Annotated in this window: 14 protein-coding genes; 11 read left to right on the forward strand and 3 right to left on the reverse strand. The window is 43.0% G+C overall.

The window, feature by feature from the left end; translation table 11 throughout:
* Window positions 1–83: 83 nt before the first annotated feature.
* From U3A58_RS11780 to U3A58_RS11810, 7 genes are all read left to right on the forward strand, one after another.
* Window positions 84–1,889: a RagB/SusD family nutrient uptake outer membrane protein gene (locus U3A58_RS11780; protein WP_323823624.1), complete on the forward strand. Its 1,806-nt coding sequence runs from the start codon at window positions 84–86 to the stop codon at window positions 1,887–1,889.
* 69 nt (window positions 1,890–1,958) lie between these two features.
* Window positions 1,959–3,581, forward strand: coding sequence for a DUF5123 domain-containing protein (locus U3A58_RS11785; RefSeq protein WP_323823625.1), 1,623 nt, complete (start codon window positions 1,959–1,961; stop codon window positions 3,579–3,581).
* A gap of 82 nt (window positions 3,582–3,663) precedes the next feature.
* Window positions 3,664–5,151, forward strand: a complete 1,488-nt coding sequence (locus U3A58_RS11790; RefSeq protein WP_323823626.1) for a pectate lyase family protein — start codon at window positions 3,664–3,666, stop codon at window positions 5,149–5,151.
* A gap of 24 nt (window positions 5,152–5,175) precedes the next feature.
* Entirely contained in the window at window positions 5,176–5,559 is a 384-nt protein-coding gene (locus U3A58_RS11795; RefSeq protein ID WP_323823627.1) for a VOC family protein, read from the forward strand.
* Between the two features lie 12 nt (window positions 5,560–5,571).
* Complete coding sequence (locus U3A58_RS11800) at window positions 5,572–6,927, forward strand: pectate lyase family protein (RefSeq protein WP_323823628.1); 1,356 nt, start codon at window positions 5,572–5,574, stop codon at window positions 6,925–6,927.
* A gap of 75 nt (window positions 6,928–7,002) precedes the next feature.
* Window positions 7,003–8,016 carry a 3-dehydro-L-gulonate 2-dehydrogenase gene (gene yiaK / locus U3A58_RS11805; protein WP_323823629.1) on the forward strand — a complete coding sequence of 338 codons (1,014 nt, stop codon included), beginning with the start codon at window positions 7,003–7,005 and terminating at the stop codon, window positions 8,014–8,016.
* Complete coding sequence (locus tag U3A58_RS11810; protein ID WP_323823630.1) at window positions 8,013–9,053, forward strand: Gfo/Idh/MocA family protein; 1,041 nt, start codon at window positions 8,013–8,015, stop codon at window positions 9,051–9,053. Before yiaK ends, U3A58_RS11810 begins: the two co-directional genes overlap by 4 nt.
* Here the strand turns inward: U3A58_RS11810 and U3A58_RS11815 are convergent.
* Window positions 9,050–10,696, reverse strand: a complete 1,647-nt coding sequence (locus tag U3A58_RS11815) for a UxaA family hydrolase (protein ID WP_323823631.1) — start codon at window positions 10,694–10,696, stop codon at window positions 9,050–9,052. The genes U3A58_RS11810 and U3A58_RS11815 overlap by 4 nt on opposite strands.
* Window positions 10,697–10,988: 292 nt before the next feature.
* Between U3A58_RS11815 and U3A58_RS11820 the strand changes: the two genes are divergently transcribed.
* From U3A58_RS11820 to U3A58_RS11830, 3 genes are read left to right on the forward strand one after another with little or no spacing between them, the layout of a single operon-like run.
* Window positions 10,989–11,975: a TRAP transporter substrate-binding protein gene (locus tag U3A58_RS11820; RefSeq protein WP_323823632.1), complete on the forward strand. Its 987-nt coding sequence runs from the start codon at window positions 10,989–10,991 to the stop codon at window positions 11,973–11,975.
* Window positions 11,976–11,999: 24 nt separating this feature from the next.
* On the forward strand, window positions 12,000–12,488 hold the full coding sequence (locus U3A58_RS11825; protein ID WP_323823633.1) for a TRAP transporter small permease: 489 nt from the start codon (window positions 12,000–12,002) through the stop codon (window positions 12,486–12,488).
* The gene (locus U3A58_RS11830; protein ID WP_323823634.1) at window positions 12,488–13,783 is read left to right on the forward strand and encodes a TRAP transporter large permease; all 1,296 of its coding nucleotides are present in this window, start codon (window positions 12,488–12,490) and stop codon (window positions 13,781–13,783) included. The genes U3A58_RS11825 and U3A58_RS11830 overlap by 1 nt, the downstream gene beginning before the upstream one ends.
* A 294-nt stretch (window positions 13,784–14,077) precedes the next feature.
* Here U3A58_RS11830 and U3A58_RS11835 read toward each other — a convergent pair whose 3' ends face one another.
* Window positions 14,078–15,709 carry an ABC-F family ATP-binding cassette domain-containing protein gene (locus U3A58_RS11835; protein WP_323823635.1) on the reverse strand — a complete coding sequence of 544 codons (1,632 nt, stop codon included), beginning with the start codon at window positions 15,707–15,709 and terminating at the stop codon, window positions 14,078–14,080.
* A gap of 317 nt (window positions 15,710–16,026) precedes the next feature.
* Here U3A58_RS11835 and U3A58_RS11840 point away from each other — a divergent pair, with 317 nt between their 5' ends.
* A complete protein-coding gene (locus tag U3A58_RS11840; protein WP_323823636.1) occupies window positions 16,027–16,629 on the forward strand; it encodes a hypothetical protein in 603 nt (200 codons plus the stop codon).
* Between the two features lie 112 nt (window positions 16,630–16,741).
* Here U3A58_RS11840 and sucD read toward each other — a convergent pair whose 3' ends face one another.
* Entirely contained in the window at window positions 16,742–17,623 is an 882-nt protein-coding gene (sucD, locus tag U3A58_RS11845) for a succinate--CoA ligase subunit alpha (RefSeq protein ID WP_323823637.1), read from the reverse strand.
* Window positions 17,624–17,794: the final 171 nt, after the last annotated feature.

Consider the following 17,794-nt stretch of genomic DNA (forward strand, 5'->3'; position numbering starts at 1 on the left):
AGCATGACGAAGAACGTCACCCAGAGGGATGATTATTCCAAATGCGAGATTCCATGTGGCCTTTGAAAAACAATTATAAGCACATGAAAATCAAACATATAATACTAGCAGTTGTAGTGGGTATGAGTTTCTCTTGCCAAGACTTTCTTGAGCCGGAATCGCTATCCACCTTCGATACGAATTACATTTATTCCAACGTGGATGATGCGCGTAAAGGGGTTAATGCGGTCTATTCCCACTTTGGTCAGGATGCCTTTCGCTCCAGACTTTCCAATAATATGGCTGGAAATACTGATATAGAGCATCAAAGTGGATGGACTAGCTCAGGAGATAGATATCAGATCTGGGATCTCAATGCGCAGGAGACCAACAGGGATTTGGACATCGTCTGGACCTATGCTTACCGGGCTATCCGGGATGCCAACATTTCCATAGAAGGCCTTCGTGCCAGTGGGAAACTAGAATCTGCCGATGTGGCTGAAGCAGCTACCATGAATCATCTGCTCGGTGAAGCAGTTACGCTGAAAGCTTATTGGTACAGTATTTTGGTGTATTACTTCGGTGATGTTCCCTATGTGAATGATGCTCCCAAGGCTGGCAATGAGTTTAACCTACCAAAAGAGGATCGCAACATTATTTTATCTGGAGTGATTGCAGATATGATGGAAGTAGAGGAAAAGATGCTTTGGGCAGACGCGACGCCATTTGGTATAGAGCAAGTCACTAGAGAATACACCCTGGGTATGATCGCAAGAATCGCTTTGCAGCGGGGAGGATATTACGTACAAGAAGATCTTTCCCAAGTGAGAGCAGGTGATTACCTAGACTATTATCAGATCGCTAAGGCCTATACAGAAAAATTGATGCAGCTGAAAGACCGGGAGCTTCCTTCTGATTACCGTCAGGTATTCCTGAACCAGTCTAAATTTATTTCTCCTGTCAATGCTGATGTGCTTTTCGAAGTGCCTTTTGCACTGGGAAATGGCGATGTAGCCTGGAATATCGGGATCACGGTAGAAGGTGGCCCTACAGCCGCTCACAGCTTTGGCTCCGGAAATAACTATATGGCTATTCCGCCGACTTACTATTTTTCTTTTGACACATTAGACACTAGAAGAGACGTGACTTGTGCGCTGTATAAGGTCAATACGAGCTTCGAAAAAGAGTTCGTCAATAGCAGCACAAATATCGCACAGGGTAAGTGGAGCAGATCATTTTTGGAGAATCCTCCAGGAGCATCCTCAGCCAAGGGTACCGGTATTAACTGGCCTATGATGCGCTATGCAGATATTTTATTGATGTATGCAGAAGCTGAAAATGAACTCAATGGGCCTACAGCAGGAGCACAGGAAGCCCTGAAAAGAGTCAGAAGAAGAGCCTTCAACGATGGGCTATGGGCTGCTCGCGTAGATGCTTATGCAGCAAATGCATCTACTAGCAAAGCAACTTTCTTTGAAGCGATAGTAGATGAGAGAGCATGGGAATTTGGCGGAGAGATGATACGAAAGTACGAATTGATCCGCTGGGGAAATTACTCCGAGAAAATGGCCGAAACGGTAGAAGGATTAAAGGAAATGGCTGATGAGGCATACAATGGGACGAGTGATTTGCCCGATTATATGTACTGGAAAGTCAATGAGTCAGGGCAGTTTGTATTACTAAATCCTAATAGTAAAGTAGTCGCTCCACCGGATGATACTTGGACACAGGTTCCTTTCTTACTGAGCCTGCACCACGAAACCCTTCAATATGATGAGTGGATCACCAAAGACTGGGCAAATTACATCAATGGGCCAAACCCAGGTGTTGTTCGCTACATTTTCCCTATCCCTTCCACAGCTATCAACAATAGCCAAGGTACATTGACCAATGATGGTTATGGATTTTAATGAGGCTGTCAATAATCTAACAGAGCAACAATGAAAATTCTAAATAGAAATTTAAATACGTCCCTACTAATGCTACTAATAGCTTTTTTAGCTTTGTCAGCATGTAAGGAGGAGGAAGAGATGTTCAATCAGACCAGGCTATTCAGACCGGTACTGAACGAGGACTTGTACTCAGTCGGCAATACCATTGTCGTGGATATGGGCAAAATGAAAAGCGCACTTTCCTATACGTTGGAAGTAAGCCGTGACACCTTCAACACCATTGAATATGTGATTGAGACGGATACGTCCTATGTGGAAATTAGTAAGAAGCTGATAGGTGAAGAGCTGTTTTGGAACACGCTGTATCAAATAAGATCTACAGCACATGCGGTTGATCCTGCCTTTGACAGTGAACCGGCAGATCTTGGAAATGTACGAACCCAGCGTTTCCCGACTATATTAAATAATCCGAAGATCTTTGATGTCACCGATATAGCAGCCAGAGTCACCTGGACGAAAGCCGGAGCATCAGTCACAGGAGTGAAGGTATTTGCTGCAGATGATCTGCAATTAAATACCCCTTTGTTTGACGAGCAGGCTGTTTCCGCTGAGGAGCAGGAAAATGCCGAGGTAATAGTCTCTGGGCTTGATCCTGAGACAGCATATCAACTAGCTATCTACAGCGGGGAGACTCTTAGAGGGTGGGTGAATTACACTACCAAAACCGCAGATATCGATCCTTCCGCCCCCGGAGTAATAGATGTGCGTGATAGCGATAGCCCAAGTGCTGTGGCAGATGCTGTGCTCGCGGCGGCTGATGGAGATCTTATTTTGGTGAAAAGAGGAATGACTTATGATTTGCCAAGGGACGCACTGGATAAATCAATTACTATTCGGGCGGCGTACGGCTTTGGGGAGCAAAAAGCGAAACTTTATACCACGGGTAACTGGAATATTGCCAAAGGAGCGCAAATCGATCATATCCGGTTCATTGATCTGGAAATACGGGGAGCTGACTATTCTGGAGATTACGTGTTCAATCCTAATACCAGTGGAGTAAATGTCAGAGAACTCCTGTTCGAAAACTGCAAAATGGGTACGTTCAGAGGAATAATAAGGATCCGAGGTACTGTTACGCTGGAAAATTACATCATCAGAAATACCCTTGTGGACAGCATTGGTGGATATGGACTATTAACTACTGATACCAATCCGGCTGATGGTGAGATGACTGCCAACGTACAGAATATTGTGTTCGAATCCTCTACTTTCAACAAAATTCAAGCTGGAATTACTTCCAGAAACAATTCAAATTCTATCCTGATCGATGGTTGTACATTCGGGAATTTCATCAAGAGCAGTAACAGGATCTTCCGGTATAGAGGAGGCGATGAAAATAACAATGTGGCTAATGGCATTACGATTACCAACAGCATTTTTGGTCACGGTTGGGATGAAAGCGAGTCAGAGAATTATTCCATTCGAGGTATGGAGGGATTGTCGAATACCAACTTTAATCTGGTGAACAACTATAGTACCGCGAATTTTAGCTTCTCAGATGGTGAGATTCCAGGTTTTCCTATAGGGAATTATTCAAAAGGTCAAAATGACCTATGGGTAAATCCGGCATTGAATAACTTTAACTTCAAGGATAATGGCTTTGCAGGAAGATTCGATACGGGAGATCTGCGCTGGAGAGTGACTTTGTAACAGAGATGGTATTGGGTTATTGTATTTGTAGAATGGGTGTGGTGTTACCACACCTTATTCTTTTCCACTATTCCGAATTCTAATGAAGATAATTACGAAGGTTTTTATAGGTCTATTTGTGCTGTGCAGCAGTTTCGCGTGCAATGATTCCCCACAGCCAGTCGCAGGGTTGGATGAGGAGGAAAATGATGATACTATCCCTCCTTATGAGGGGTTGCCTTATGCATTTCCGGGTGCTGAAGGTTTTGGACAGTTGACCTCTGGAGGACGTGGAGGCAAGGTGTATTATGTGGACAAACTAACCGATGACGGCTCCCTAGGTACTCTTCGCTACGCGGTCAACCAAGCAGGCAAGCGTACCATATTATTCAATACTGGCGGGACTATCCAACTCAAATCAAAGCTTCAGATTAATTTTGGAGATATTACTATTGCCGGACAAAGCGCACCTGGAGATGGGATTACGATCCGGGACTTTCCTGTGGTGATCAATGCCGACAATGTGATCATCCGGTACCTGAGATTTAGGATGGGTGACATGGGTAAGCAGCAAGCTGATGCACTGGAGGCACGTTTCCACCAAGATATCATCATAGACCACTGCTCGATGAGCTGGTCCACGGACGAGACGGCGACCTTCTACGCCAATGAGAATACCACACTTCAATGGAGTATAATCTCCGAAAGTCTAAAAAACTCGGTCCATGAAAAGGGCTCTCATGGCTATGGAGGAATCTGGGGAGGTAAGCATGCTTCGTTTCACCACAATCTCCTTGCTCATCATGACAGTAGAAACCCACGGCTGGGTGAGGAAGCAGGCAAGGCTTTTGCCCTGACAGATCTAGTAGATGTACGAAATAATGTCATCTACAACTGGGGTTCAAATAGCGCCTATGGTGGAGAGGCAATGAATGTAAACATCGTCAATAACTACTACAAACCTGGTCCTGCCACACCTACGGGGTCGAAGCGTAACAGGATAGTCTCCATCGATAAGAATAAAAATGAAGGGACAGAAGTTTATGACATCTGGGGAAAATTCTATGTGGATGGAAACCTGATTGAAGGGAGTACGCAGGCTTCTCAGGACAATTGGGCTTATGGAGTTTTGAACCAATTTCACAGCAGCTATGGGAATGTCCCACAGGAAGCAATAGATGGGATTCGTCTGGCTACTCCGCATTCCATTGATAATAATGTAACGACACATGCTGCGGTGGAAGCCTTAGCATTGGTGTTGACAAATGCTGGAAGTTCTCTGGTATGGGATGAAGTTGATTTGAGGATTTTGGAGAATGTGAAGAATAATTCTTATTCATTTGAAGGCTCAGTGGGCAGTACCAAGGGAATAATCGATTCGCAAGCAGATGTAGGTGGCTGGCCAGAGCTTTCTGCTGGCACGCCAGTTGTCGATACGGATAAAGATGGAATTCCAGACGACTGGGAATCCAAAAATAAGCTTGATCCAAACCTGGCTAGCGACGGATCTAAAATTAAGGAGGGAACCCCCTATACCTATTTGGAGATTTATCTGAATGGGTTGATCAAGGATTTTCCACTGAGAGATTGAAATGGAAAAATCAATTATAAACATATGAAATTCGAACACTTTGCACTGAACGTGACCAATGCTTCTGCTGCCTCACTTTGGTATGAGGAGCACTTAGGTTTGACAGTGATCAAGAAAATGGCCGAACCTCCATACATGACCTTCTTGGCTGATGATAGCGGTACCGTCATGATTGAAATTTATTCCAACCCCAAAGGTGAGATGCTTGATTTTGAGAAGCTACACCCTCTGGCTATTCATTTGGCTCTAGTGTCTGAAGACCCGGATTCGGACAGGGATCGCTTAGTCGGTGCAGGTGCAAAATTGATTTCAGATGACATTTTGCCTGATGGCTCTCATCTCATCATTGTCAAAGACCCTTGGGGACTGGCACTTCAATTATGCAAGCGATCCACACCCATGATTTAAAAAAATTATATTATGATTTTGAAAAAAATAGTTGGATTAGGAGTACTCCTGTTGATTTCGTTTGCTTGTAAAGCTCAGATAGTTAGCGAAGCAGAAAGCCAATTTCTCGCAGACAATAAGGGGAAAACGCTTGCATTCCCGGGCGCTGAGGGATTTGGGAAATTCACTACTGGTGGCAGGGGCGGCAAAGTATTGGTGGTGACTAACCTCAATGATGATGGACCAGGTTCGCTTCGGGATATGATCCAAAAGAAAGAACCTAGGATTATTGTTTTTGCTGTTGCAGGCAATATCAAGTTGAAATCAAGCCTCGATATCAATTATGGAGATTTGACTATCGCAGGGCAAAGTGCTCCAGGTGGCGGAATTACCCTTCAAGGTTACCCTATCAAAGTCAAAGGGGATAATGTGATTATTCGCTATCTCCGAAGCAGGCTGGGAGATGAAATGAATGTTCAGGATGATGCCATGAGCGCAATCCGGGTGAAAAATGTCATCATTGATCACTGTTCCTTGAGTTGGGCGACGGATGAATGCGGATCTTTTTATGACAATGAGAATTTCACCCTACAATGGACCATACTTTCAGAAAGCCTCAATAAATCAGTTCACGAAAAAGGCGAACACGGTTATGGAGGGATTTGGGGAGGAAAGAAAGCTTCTTTTCTATATAACCTTCTCGCAGACCATAATAGCCGCAATCCACGTTTCAATGGCGCCCGATACCACAAAGAGCCTGAAAGGGAATGGGTAGATTTCAGAAATAATGTGATCTACAATTGGAAGGGTAATAGCTCCTATGCGGGCGAGGAAGGACAATACAACATCGTCAATAATTACTACAAGGCAGGTCCTGCTACCAAGTCCAACCGCGATAGAATTGTGGAGCCCTATAAGCCTTTTGCAAAGTTCTATGTCAATGGTAATGTGGTAGAAGGATTTGAGAATGTCACTGCGGACAATAGTTTGGGAATACAGGAAGTTGACCCTAAGGAAGTAGAAGTAGCTGAAGTTTTTGATTTTGCGGGAGCAAAAACACTGACTGCAAAAAATGCATTTCATGCTGTTCTGGAGAATGCCGGAGCAAGCTTTAGTAGAGATGCGATCGATAAGAGAATAGTTAAAGAAGTTGCTGTAGGAGTGAATGAATATGGTGCAAATGGAATCATAGATTCACAGGAAGATGTGGGAGGTTGGCCAAAACTCGATCAAGGAACAGCAAAAGTAGATTCAGATCAAGATGGTATGCCAGATGATTGGGAGAAGAAAAATGGGCTTGATCCAAAGAATTCAGAGGATTCTAAGAAGTATGACCTAGATGAGGAATACAGTAACATAGAGGTTTATTTGAATAGCTTGGTTAAATAGTTTTTTACAAATCGGGTAAAATCGGATCGTAGATTTTACCTTAGTGGTTATCACGTGTTAGAATCTTAATTGTCAATGAATGATCTTCAAATTCCTTTTGAACAAATCAGCTCGACGCTGAAGGAAATTTTACTTAAGTATGGTTTAGAAAAAGAAAGGGCACAGCGATGTGCTCTTCTTTTTGCGAAAGCTGACCTGGATGGAGTTCGCTCTCATGGAGTGAATCGCTTCTTCCTATTCCTTGACTTTATCAAAAAAGGCTTAGTTAATCCAGAGAAAGAGCCTCTAATAGTAAGTCAACTTGGGATGTTTGAGCGCTGGGATGGTCAGGAAGGCGTGGGAAATCTAAATGCAGACTTTGCCATGAATCGGGCGATTCAACTCTCTAAAGAATTTGGGATTAGCTGCGTCACCTTACAAAATACCAATCACTGGATGCGAGGAGGGAATTTCGGTTGGCAAGCTGTGGAAGCAGGATGCATCGGTATTTGCTTTACGAATACGATCCCGAATATGCCAGCATGGGGTGGTAGTGAACCTAAAATCGGAAATAACCCGCTGGTGATAGCGATTCCGAGAGCAAAAGGGTCAGTGGTCTTGGATATGGCCTTTACCCAGTTCGCTTATGGCAAGCTGAGCATAGCTAAATCTAAAGGAGAGCAGATGCCTTATGACGCTGGCTTTGACGATGAAGGGAATCTGACCAAAGATCCTGAAACAGTCATCAACAACCATCTAGGATTACCGATTGGTCTATGGAAAGGCTCAGGCTTAAGCATGGTTTTAGATCTTCTTGCTGCAGTACTTTCAGGTGGTAATGCTTCTTTTGAAGTTGGGAAATCAGGTCATGAGAGTTCCGTGTCGCAGGTTTTTCTTTGCTTTGACCCATCCAAACTTGAACTCACTGACTGGATAGAAACTAAATCAGATGCTCTGATTGAAGACCTAAAAAGCTCAGCGACTTTCGGTCAACAATCAGTTAGATATCCTGGAGAAAATACATTAGAAACCCGAAATAAATATCTTAAAAATGGAGTACCGATCTCAGAGAAGCTTTGGGCAGAACTTCAAAATGAATTAAAATCATGAGGCAACTAAAAATTGGAATAGTAGGGACGGGTGCTATCACTGGCAAGCATGCAGATGCAATCAGAGAAATCGAACAGGCAGAATTGGTGGCTCTATGTAGCAGTTCGCCCGAGAGAGCTAAGACAGCAGAAGAGAAATTTGGCATTAAGACCTATTCCGATGTCTCTGACTTTTTAACTCATCCTGAGCTTGATATTGTATGCATTTGCACGGCAAGCGGGCATCACCTGGAAGCTGGTTTATTGGCAGCAAGAGCTGGGAAGCACTTGTTGATTGAGAAGCCGATTGAAATAAATCTTGGCAGAGCAGATCAGTTGATTGATGTCTGTGAGGAAAATGGAGTAAAGCTTGGAGTCATTTTTCAAAATAGATTCTCGCCAGATTACTTGAAGCTCAAATCGGCGATTGAAGAAGGTAAATTCGGGAAGCTACTAATGGGAAATGCGCATGTGAACTGGTATAGAGCTCCGGAATATTACAGTAATAGCCCTTGGAAAGGAACGATGGAAGGAGACGGAGGTGGAGCATTTATTAATCAGGGCATACACACGATTGATCTTTTACTCGATGTGATGGGAGATGTGAAGTCAGTTTTCGCAAAAGTAAAGACCGCACTTCATCCTATCGAAGGAGAGGATTTGGGTGCGGCGATAGTGACTTTTGCGAATAAAGCTTTGGGAAATATAACGGCTTCTACGGCACTTTATCCTGGTCTTGCGGAGCGTTTGGAGATTTTCGGGAAAAATGGAAGTGCCGTATTAGAAGCTGGAAAATTGATTCAATGGAGTATTCAGGGCGAAGAAAATCAGCCGATTATAGCAGACAACAATGCTGGCTCAGGGGCTGCCGATCCGATGGCGATAGGTCATGCACTGCATAAAGCACAGTGGGAGGATTACTTGAATGCAGTTGAGAAAAATGAATCGGTGTTGGTAGATGGAAAAATGGCCCGAAAATCAGTCGAGCTGATCCGAGCCATTTATAAATCTTCAGAACTTGAGAAGGAAGTTGAGCTCCCTTTTATTGATCACTCCTAAAGTGAGACGCCTCTTTTCCAAGGGATAAAATCATCTTGACCGAGTATCATAGCTTTAGATTTCTCTTCTCCACTAGCTATCTTGATTACTTTTTCTAAGATTTCTTCACCCATCTGCCGGATATTTTTCTCTCCAGAGATCACAAAACCTGTATTGATATCGATGATGTCAGGCATTCGCTGGGTTAGTTTGTGATTGGAGGAAACCTTGATCACAGGTGTTACCGGGTTACCGGTAGGAGTGCCGAGTCCGGTAGTGAAAAGAATCATATTAGCACCTGCTCCAGCCATGGCAGTGGTGCTTTCTACATCGTTTCCGGGAGTACAAAGCAAATTTAAACCTGGAGTTTTAACATATTCACCATAGTCCAGCACGTCAGTTACCGGCGAGGTTCCACCTTTTTTGGCCGCGCCGGAAGATTTCATTGCGTCCGTGATCAGTCCATCTTTGATATTTCCCGGGCTAGGATTCATATCAAAGCCTGAACCTGCTGCCTCTGCTGCGCCTGCATAAGCACGCATCAAAGAAGAGAAGCGCTCTGCTTTATCATCAGAAACGCAACGGTTGATCAGTTCTTGTTCTACACCGCAAAGCTCTGGGAATTCCGACAAAATCGCCGTTCCTCCCAAAGCTACTACCATATCAGCAGCATAGCCTACAGCCGGATTTGCGGAGATGCCCGAGAATCCGTCGGAGCCACCGCATTCCAAGCCTACGACCAGTTTGCTCAAATGCGCTGGTTGACGCGTTTGGGTATTTGCTTCTACCATTCCTATAAAGGTCTCTTTGATAGCTCTGGTGAGTAGTTGTTGCTCCGTTCCTTCTACTTGTTGCTCCAGGATGATCAATTTTTTCTTGAAGTCAGGATTGATTATTCGCAACTTTTCTTCCATGAAGGAAGATTGGGCATTTTGGCAACCTAAACTCAAGATCGTCGCTCCGGCTACATTTGGATTATTGATATAGCCGGCGATGAGCGCGCAAAGTGCCTGTGAATCCGTTCTCGTGCCGCCACAGCCCACTTGATGATTTAGGAATTTAATCCCATCAATATTGTCAAAAAGTCGCTCCTCGGTTTTTTCTACGAGCGTCTCGACAGAAACGGAGTCGAATGAATTGGTTTGCCCTGACTTATAAAGGCTGGCCATTTCCCTTACCATTTTCTTGAATGGGTTTGGCTTACCAAAACCCAGCTCCTCGAGAAAAGCTTCTTTGATAATATCCACGTTTCTATTTTCGCAGAACACCATAGGAATTACCAGCCAATAATTCCCTGTTCCCACCTGTCCATCAGGTCGGTGAAAACCCATAAAAGTTTTGTCTCTGAATTTGCTGATATCTGGTGCATCCCATTGGTAGTCACCGGATTTTTTTCCAAAATCTTCAGCTTGGTGCGTTACATTTTGGATGCTGAGCACACCGCCGGAGGGGATAGTCGAAAGAGCTTTACCTACAATTCCCCCATACATAAAGACCTGATCGCCCTTTTTCAGGTCATTTATTGCGAACTTATGTTTGGCAGGAATGAAGTCTTTTAGGGTGATTCTTAAACTATTATGTTCAAAGGTTTCGCCAGCCGCTAGGTCTTGCAAAGCGACCAAAACATTGTCTTTAGGATGAATTTGTAATGTTTTATGGTTCATTGGAATTATTCATTATATTGCGCAATCGATTGCGCAAAGTAAGTGATTGTTATGCAATAACGAAAATCATTAGTAAAATTAAAACTATTGGGAAGGTCTCCAAATTCGAAATGTACACTTAACAAAATAGAGATTGGCAATGCAGGGGAATTACAGAGAAGATTCATGTATTGCTGTTTTCTGCTTTTAAATACCTTTTATCATAGAGACTAAATCGTTTCCGTAAATCGGCCTGAAATATCAACTTAGAAAGACTTATTATTGTGTAGTATGTTTTATGTTCAATAAACCCATGAGAATCAAAAAACTTCAAATCCTTTCTTTTTGTGTAGTGCTATCGCTTTTCTTGTCCTGTCAGGCTACCGGAGAAAAGCGAGTTATTAAGCTCGGCCATGGACTTGGCATCACTCATCCAGTGCATGAAGCAATGTTGTTTTTGGCCAAAAAAGCAGAAGAGAAATCCGGCGGAAAAATGGTCGTGAAGATCTATCCAAATCAACAGTTGGGAAGTGAGCGTGAACTGGTTGAACTTCTTCAGATTGGCAGTTTGGGAATGACCAAGGTATCTTCTGCTGCCCTGGAGGGATTTGCCCCTACTATGCAGGTTTTTGGGATGCCCTACTTATTCAGAGATGATGCACATCAACTTGCTGTTTTGCAGGGTGAGATAGGTAAAAGACTTTTACTTGATCCTCAGAAGTATCTTTTACGAGGTCTTTGCTACTATGATTCTGGGAAAAGAAGCTTTTACACTAAAAATAAACCAATAGAAACTCCAGCGGATCTTGCAGGGTTGAAGATCCGAGTGATGGAAAGTAATACTGCCTCCAACATGGTGAAAAGTTTAGGAGGTTCTCCGACTCCGGTTTCCTATGGTGAACTTTACACGGCCTTGCAGCAAGGTATAGTAGATGGTGCTGAGAATAATGCGCCGAGTCTTTATACATCCAAGCATTATGAGGTCTGTAAGTTCTATAGCATAGATGAGCATACTGCTTTGCCGGATGTGATGATTGTAAGTACCAAAGTATGGGAAAGTCTAAATGCCCAGGAGCAACAATGGCTTCAAGAAGCGGCTGATGAATCTGCTACATACGAATATAAAATCTGGGCAGAAGCTACCGAAGAATCTTTAAGCGAATTGAAAAAGGCTGGAGTGACTATCAGCTATCCCGATAAGGAACCATTCCGGGAAGCTGTTGAATCAATGTATACTGATCTCAAAGTACAACAGCCTGAAATCTATAAAATCGTAGAGGAAATTCGCGCTGTAAAATAACAATTAACCCAAAGTATCAACCCTATGTTTTCACCCCAAACCAAGATAAACCTGGATAAGTGGATTGCCCATTTTCTGGTCGTTTTGATGGCACTTATGGTGCTCAATGTGACCTGGCAGGTGGTTTCTCGTTATGTTTTTCAAAGTCCAAGTTCATTCACTGATGAATTGTCTCGTTACATGTTGATCTGGGTAGGAATGCTTGGCGCAGCCTATGTGGCAGGCAGAAATGAGCACTTAGCGATCGACATTCTCCTTACTAAACTTAAAGAAAAAGCGCAAGACAAATTGATGATTTTGATCAACTGCTGCATTCTGGTTTTCGCGCTCGTGGTAATGGTAATTGGGGGCTCGAACCTAGTTTACCTGACGTTTATCTTGGAACAGAGATCAGCAGTCTTGCAGATACCTCTTGCCTATATCTATGGGATCATCCCTTTTAGCGGACTACTGGTGATATACTACCAAGTAGTTGCAATTAAATTTTTGGCAACTATCAAAACCGCAGTGTAATGGAAATATTGAGCGTATTAGTATTAGTGATTTCCTTTCTATTCTTCTTAGGAATAGGGGTTCCAGTGGCATGGAGTCTAGGACTTTCCAGTATGCTGACTTTGATGGTAACAGTGCAGACTATGCCTGCCATTACCACCATTGCACAGCGTATGGGGACGGGATTGGATAGCTTTTCCCTTCTGGCAATTCCTTTTTTTATTCTTGCAGGTGAATTGATGAACCGAGGAGGGATAGCCAATCGTTTGATAGAATTTGCAAAAGCGCTCACGGGAAGGATGCGGGGTGGTTTACTGCATGTGAATATCATTGCTGCGATGCTTATGGGAGCGATTGCAGGTTCTGCAGTGGCCGCTGCATCTTCAATGGGAGGTATTTTGGGAAAAAGAATGGAAAATGAAGGTTATCCTAAAGAACTGGGAGCCGCAGTGAATATCACTTCTTCTACTACTGGATTGATCATTCCACCTTCCAATGTTTTAATCGTATATTCTCTTGCTTCAGGGGGAGTTTCTGTAGCGGCATTATTTGTCGCCGGTTATTTACCTGGCTTGCTGGTTGGTGGCATGCTGATGGTGACTGCTGCAATAATGGTGAGAATTCACAAGCTTCCGGCTGGAGAAGGCTCTACATTAGGTCTGATTTTGAAAACCTTTTGGCAAGCAGTACCGAGTTTATTTCTATTGATTGTAGTGATAGGTGGGATTATCGGAGGTGTATTTACAGCTACAGAAGCTTCAGCTATAGCGGTGGTTTATTCCTTAGTCTTATCCTTGATCTATCGTGAGCTGAAAGTAAAAGACTTGCCTTCTGTATTACTAAAGTCTGCGGAGACTACGGCTGTGGTAATGCTTTTGATCGCCACTTCTATGGCTATGTCATGGGTGATGTCCAGTGAAGATATTCCACAAAATATATCCAATGCTCTTTTAGGATTGAGTGATAATATTTTTGTAATCCTTATTATGATCAATTTGCTATTGCTCTTTGTGGGGATCTTTATGGATATGACTCCGGCGGTATTGATTTTCACACCGATTTTTCTACCTGTTGTGACGGCGTTGGGAGTTGATCCGGTACACTTTGGTATCATGATGGTGCTCAATCTATGTATTGGACTTTGTACTCCGCCAGTAGGTTCTATTCTCTTTATTGGTGTAGGAGTGGCAAATACAACGATACAGAAAATCCTGAAACCCATGCTCCCATTCTATTTTGCAATGGTCTTGGCGTTGATTCTGATTATGCTTTTCCCAGAGATTACACTTTGGCTTCCGAGAGTATTTGGAGTATAACAGTCAATTTCGAATCCCAATCAAAAAGCGGTAGTTTAACGACTGCTGCTTTTTTGTTTTTGGCTGTTCCATATAGGGCATGTAGAGTGAGGAAATTTCCATTTGTAATTGTTTATACAATTGAAGAGGGGTCGATTATCGTTTATTCAGTTTTTAATACGTGGAAGAACCCAAGCAGAAAACCCTAGAAAATTAACCTCTTCGTTTTTTTTTTAGAAATGTGGAAATCAGGATTTTAAAAGAGATTTCATTTATCCGACATCCGACATCCGACATCCGACATCCGACATCAATCTACCTCTCCACCTCTTTGAGATTTTCCATCTTCTTATTTCTTAGGAAGCCATTAATATCTTCGAAGTGCTCTTTTACCCGCTTATTTCCGAATTCAAATACTTTGGTTACCAATCCATCCAAGAAATCTCTATCGTGAGATACGATGATTAGCGTACCGTCAAAGGCTATCAAGGCATCCTTGATGATATCTTTAGTCTTCATATCCAAATGGTTCGTTGGCTCATCGAGAATCAGCAAGTTTACAGGCTCAAGCAGAAGCTTGATCATAGCCAGACGAGTCTTTTCACCACCAGAAAGCACTTTCACTTTTTTGTTGATATCATCTCCTTTGAACATAAATGCGCCCAAAATATCCTTCACTTTGGTACGTACCTCGCCAACAGCAATATGATCGATGGTTTCAAAAATCGTCAAACTTTCATCCAACAGTGAGGCCTGATTCTGCGCGAAATAGCCGATCATGGAATTGTGTCCCAGCTCGCATTTGCCTTCAAAATCAATTTCCCCCATAATCGCCTTGATCATGGTGGATTTACCTTCGCCGTTTTTACCTACAAAAGATACTTTTTGTCCTCGCTCAATCGTCATGGAAGCATTCTTGAAAACCACATGCTCATCGTAGCTTTTGCTCATGTCTTCTGCGATCACAGGGTAATTGCCTGATCTAGGGGAAGGAGGGAAGCGGAGTTTCAGCGCTGAGCTATCTACTTCATCCACCTCAATGATTTCCATTTTCTCCAGCATTTTCACCCGGGATTGTACTTGAAGTGTTTTGGAATAAGTTCCTTTGAAGCGGTCTATAAATCCTTGGATATCGGCAATGACAGCCTGTTGCTCTTCGTATTGCTTTTGCTGCTGCTCACGACGTTCTCTCCGGAGTTCTAGGTAATGGCTGTATTTGGCTTTGTAGTCGTACATCCGTCCCATTGTTAATTCAATGGTACGCGTCGTAATATTATCCACAAAGGCTCTATCGTGGGAAATTACAACGACAGCTTTAGCTTTATTCAGGAGAAAATCCTCTAGCCACTGAATCGACTCAATATCGAGGTGGTTGGTAGGCTCATCAAGTAGGATAAGATCAGGCTGTTGCAAGAGGATCTTTGCTAACTCAATCCGCATTCTCCATCCTCCGGAAAATTCCGAAGTGGAGCGAGTGAGATCAGCTCTATCAAAACCCAAACCAAGCAAAACTTTCTCTACCTCAGCTTCATAGTTCACTTCCTCGATGGCGTAGAACTTTTCCGAAAGCTCAGATACCTGCTCGATTAGCTTGTAGTATCCATCGGATTCGTAGTCAGTTCGCACAGTCAATTCCTCATTGATCCGCTCGATCTCCGTCTTCATATTCAGGTAGCTGGCGAAGGCTTTGGAAGTTTCCTCCATCACAGAGCAATCATCCGAAGTCAGCAGGTGCTGAGGAAGGTATGCCACCACAAAGTCTTTGGGTGCAGAAACGGAGCCCGAACTGGGTTTGGTCTGACCTGCGATGATCTTTAAAAGGGTAGATTTGCCAGCACCATTTTTACCCATAAGGGCAATTTTATCGGTTTCGTTGATGGCAAAGGAAATATTACTAAAGAGTGTGGAACCGCTGTGAATGACGGCGACATTATCTACTGAAATCATGCTTTTGGAATTGAAGGGGCAAAGGTAAATTTTTAAAGCAGAAATCTTAAGTGAGAAATCAAAAAAAACTGCTCCGATCATTTCGCAGTGCTTTTCAAATATTTGGTGCTAAGAGAAGACTTGAACTTAATTTAGACAAAACTAAGATAGCTGAGACATTGAGGCCCCAACACGTTGGGTTTCAACCATCCTCATTACCCTCAAGGAAAATAATATTCAGCCATTCGTTGATTTTATATATTTTTAGTTTTAAATTTTACCTTGATTTTTAGTGATCTCTAAATGGATTTGAACCAGATATTAAAACTTTAAACGATATGTCGCTACCGTATAAATTTTTGCTCCTTTCCGTAATGGCTTTGTTTGTTTTTTCTCAAAACAAGTTATTTGCTCAAGTTGAGAAGGAGACTAAGACTGAGAGCTCGGCCGAAATTTTCACGGCGAAACATGCCATTTATGGCGAATTGGTAGGAACTTCTACTGGTTATGCAATCAATTATGGCTTTATTTTTCATCAAAAACAAAAACTTAAGTATTCAGCAAGTGCAGGATTTTCCATGCGCTATCAAAATGAGATTGTCCGCTCATTTTCAGGTTTTTGGATACCTTCTTTCTCGACCGAGATATCAGCGCTTTGGGGAAAGTCTAAGGGCCATTTAGAATTCGGGACTGGCTTCGTAGCCTATCGCGATAAACAATTTATTTTTGATGAGGACTTTCCTAGAAATATTAGAGTACGGCAATATTGGGGTAAAACAATTGTCCCCAGGATTGGCTATCGGTATCAGAAGCCTCATGGTGGTTTATTTTTTAGGGCAGCTTATACCCCTTGGATTGAATTCAACAACATTGAAGGTACCGAAGATAAAGTTAATTTTCAGCCATTTGGAATTGGGCTTAGTCTGGGTTGGAGTTTCTAATGAGCCGTAAATACTTAGTATCACCTTTCTTCTAGACGTAAAAAAACCGCCCCGAACTTAATCGAAGCGGTTTTTCTACTCCAGGCATCGGTCACCCGATATCTAACAAATATTATACATTCACGCCCATGGCTTTTGCCATTGTAGCCCCGATCTCAGCCGGAGAATCTACTACGTGAATTCCATTTTCTCTCATGATTCTCATTTTGGCAGCTGCAGTATCATCAGCACCACCGATGATCGCACCAGCGTGGCCCATTCTGCGTCCAGCAGGAGCAGTTTGACCAGCGATGAATCCCACTACAGGTTTCTTATTGCCAGTTTCTTTGATCCACTTAGCTGCTTCAGCTTCGTAGTTTCCTCCGATCTCACCGATCATCACGATTGCGTCAGTCTCAGGATCATCCATTAGTAACTGTACTGCTTCCTTAGTAGAAGTCCCTATAATTGGATCACCACCGATACCGATAGCTGTAGATACGCCAAGACCAGCCTTAGCTACTTGATCAGCCGCTTCATAAGTCAACGTTCCTGACTTGGATACGATACCTATTCTTCCTTTTTTGAAGACAAAGCCTGGCATGATGCCTACTTTTGCTTCACCTGGGGTGATTACTCCCGGGCAGTTAGGGCCAATAAGTGTAGCTCCTCTTTCGATAATATATGGCTTAGCTTTCATCATATCTGCCACAGGAATGCCTTCTGTAATAGCGATGATAACTTTGATACCAGCATCTGCCGCTTCCATGATCGCATCAGCAGCAAAAGCCGGCGGCACGAAGATGATGGAAGTATCTGCACCAGTTGTTTGAACAGCTTCTTCTACAGAGTTAAAAACAGGCTTTTCCAAATGAGTCGAGCCTCCCTTACCTGGAGTGACACCACCGACTACGTTGGTCCCGTATTCGATCATTTGCTGTGCGTGAAAAGAACCCTCAGACCCGGTGAAACCTTGTACGATCACCTTGGAATTTTTATTTACTAGTACACTCATGATGCGATTTCTATAGTTTGGCACAAAAATATAACAAACAACCCGCCCACAAAAGAAAAGGGTAACAATATGCAGGGAATTCGTTGATTCTTTGAGAAAGCTAGCATTCCGTAGATGTAAAATGATGATAATGCTGGGTGCCCTATTTGCCTTATTGCCAGGTATTGATAA

The sequence above is a fragment of the Algoriphagus persicinus genome (genome assembly GCF_035156415.1).
Lineage (GTDB): Bacteria > Bacteroidota > Bacteroidia > Cytophagales > Cyclobacteriaceae > Algoriphagus > Algoriphagus persicinus.

What these genes read in the sequence shown, in the direction of transcription:
- U3A58_RS11780 (WP_323823624.1), top strand. Translation starts at nt 84, where the DNA reads ATGAAAATCAAACATATAATACTAGCAGTTGTAGTGGGTATGAGTTTC.
- U3A58_RS11785 (WP_323823625.1), top strand. Translation starts at nt 1,959, where the DNA reads ATGCTACTAATAGCTTTTTTAGCTTTGTCAGCATGTAAGGAGGAGGAA.
- U3A58_RS11790 (WP_323823626.1), top strand. Translation starts at nt 3,664, where the DNA reads ATGAAGATAATTACGAAGGTTTTTATAGGTCTATTTGTGCTGTGCAGC.
- U3A58_RS11795 (WP_323823627.1), top strand. Translation starts at nt 5,176, where the DNA reads ATGAAATTCGAACACTTTGCACTGAACGTGACCAATGCTTCTGCTGCC.
- U3A58_RS11800 (WP_323823628.1), top strand. Translation starts at nt 5,572, where the DNA reads ATGATTTTGAAAAAAATAGTTGGATTAGGAGTACTCCTGTTGATTTCG.
- yiaK (WP_323823629.1), top strand. Translation starts at nt 7,003, where the DNA reads ATGAATGATCTTCAAATTCCTTTTGAACAAATCAGCTCGACGCTGAAG.
- U3A58_RS11810 (WP_323823630.1), top strand. Translation starts at nt 8,013, where the DNA reads ATGAGGCAACTAAAAATTGGAATAGTAGGGACGGGTGCTATCACTGGC.
- U3A58_RS11815 (WP_323823631.1), bottom strand. Translation starts at nt 10,696, where the DNA reads ATGAACCATAAAACATTACAAATTCATCCTAAAGACAATGTTTTGGTC.
- U3A58_RS11820 (WP_323823632.1), top strand. Translation starts at nt 10,989, where the DNA reads ATGAGAATCAAAAAACTTCAAATCCTTTCTTTTTGTGTAGTGCTATCG.
- U3A58_RS11825 (WP_323823633.1), top strand. Translation starts at nt 12,000, where the DNA reads ATGTTTTCACCCCAAACCAAGATAAACCTGGATAAGTGGATTGCCCAT.
- U3A58_RS11830 (WP_323823634.1), top strand. Translation starts at nt 12,488, where the DNA reads ATGGAAATATTGAGCGTATTAGTATTAGTGATTTCCTTTCTATTCTTC.
- U3A58_RS11835 (WP_323823635.1), bottom strand. Translation starts at nt 15,709, where the DNA reads ATGATTTCAGTAGATAATGTCGCCGTCATTCACAGCGGTTCCACACTC.
- U3A58_RS11840 (WP_323823636.1), top strand. Translation starts at nt 16,027, where the DNA reads ATGTCGCTACCGTATAAATTTTTGCTCCTTTCCGTAATGGCTTTGTTT.
- sucD (WP_323823637.1), bottom strand. Translation starts at nt 17,623, where the DNA reads ATGAGTGTACTAGTAAATAAAAATTCCAAGGTGATCGTACAAGGTTTC.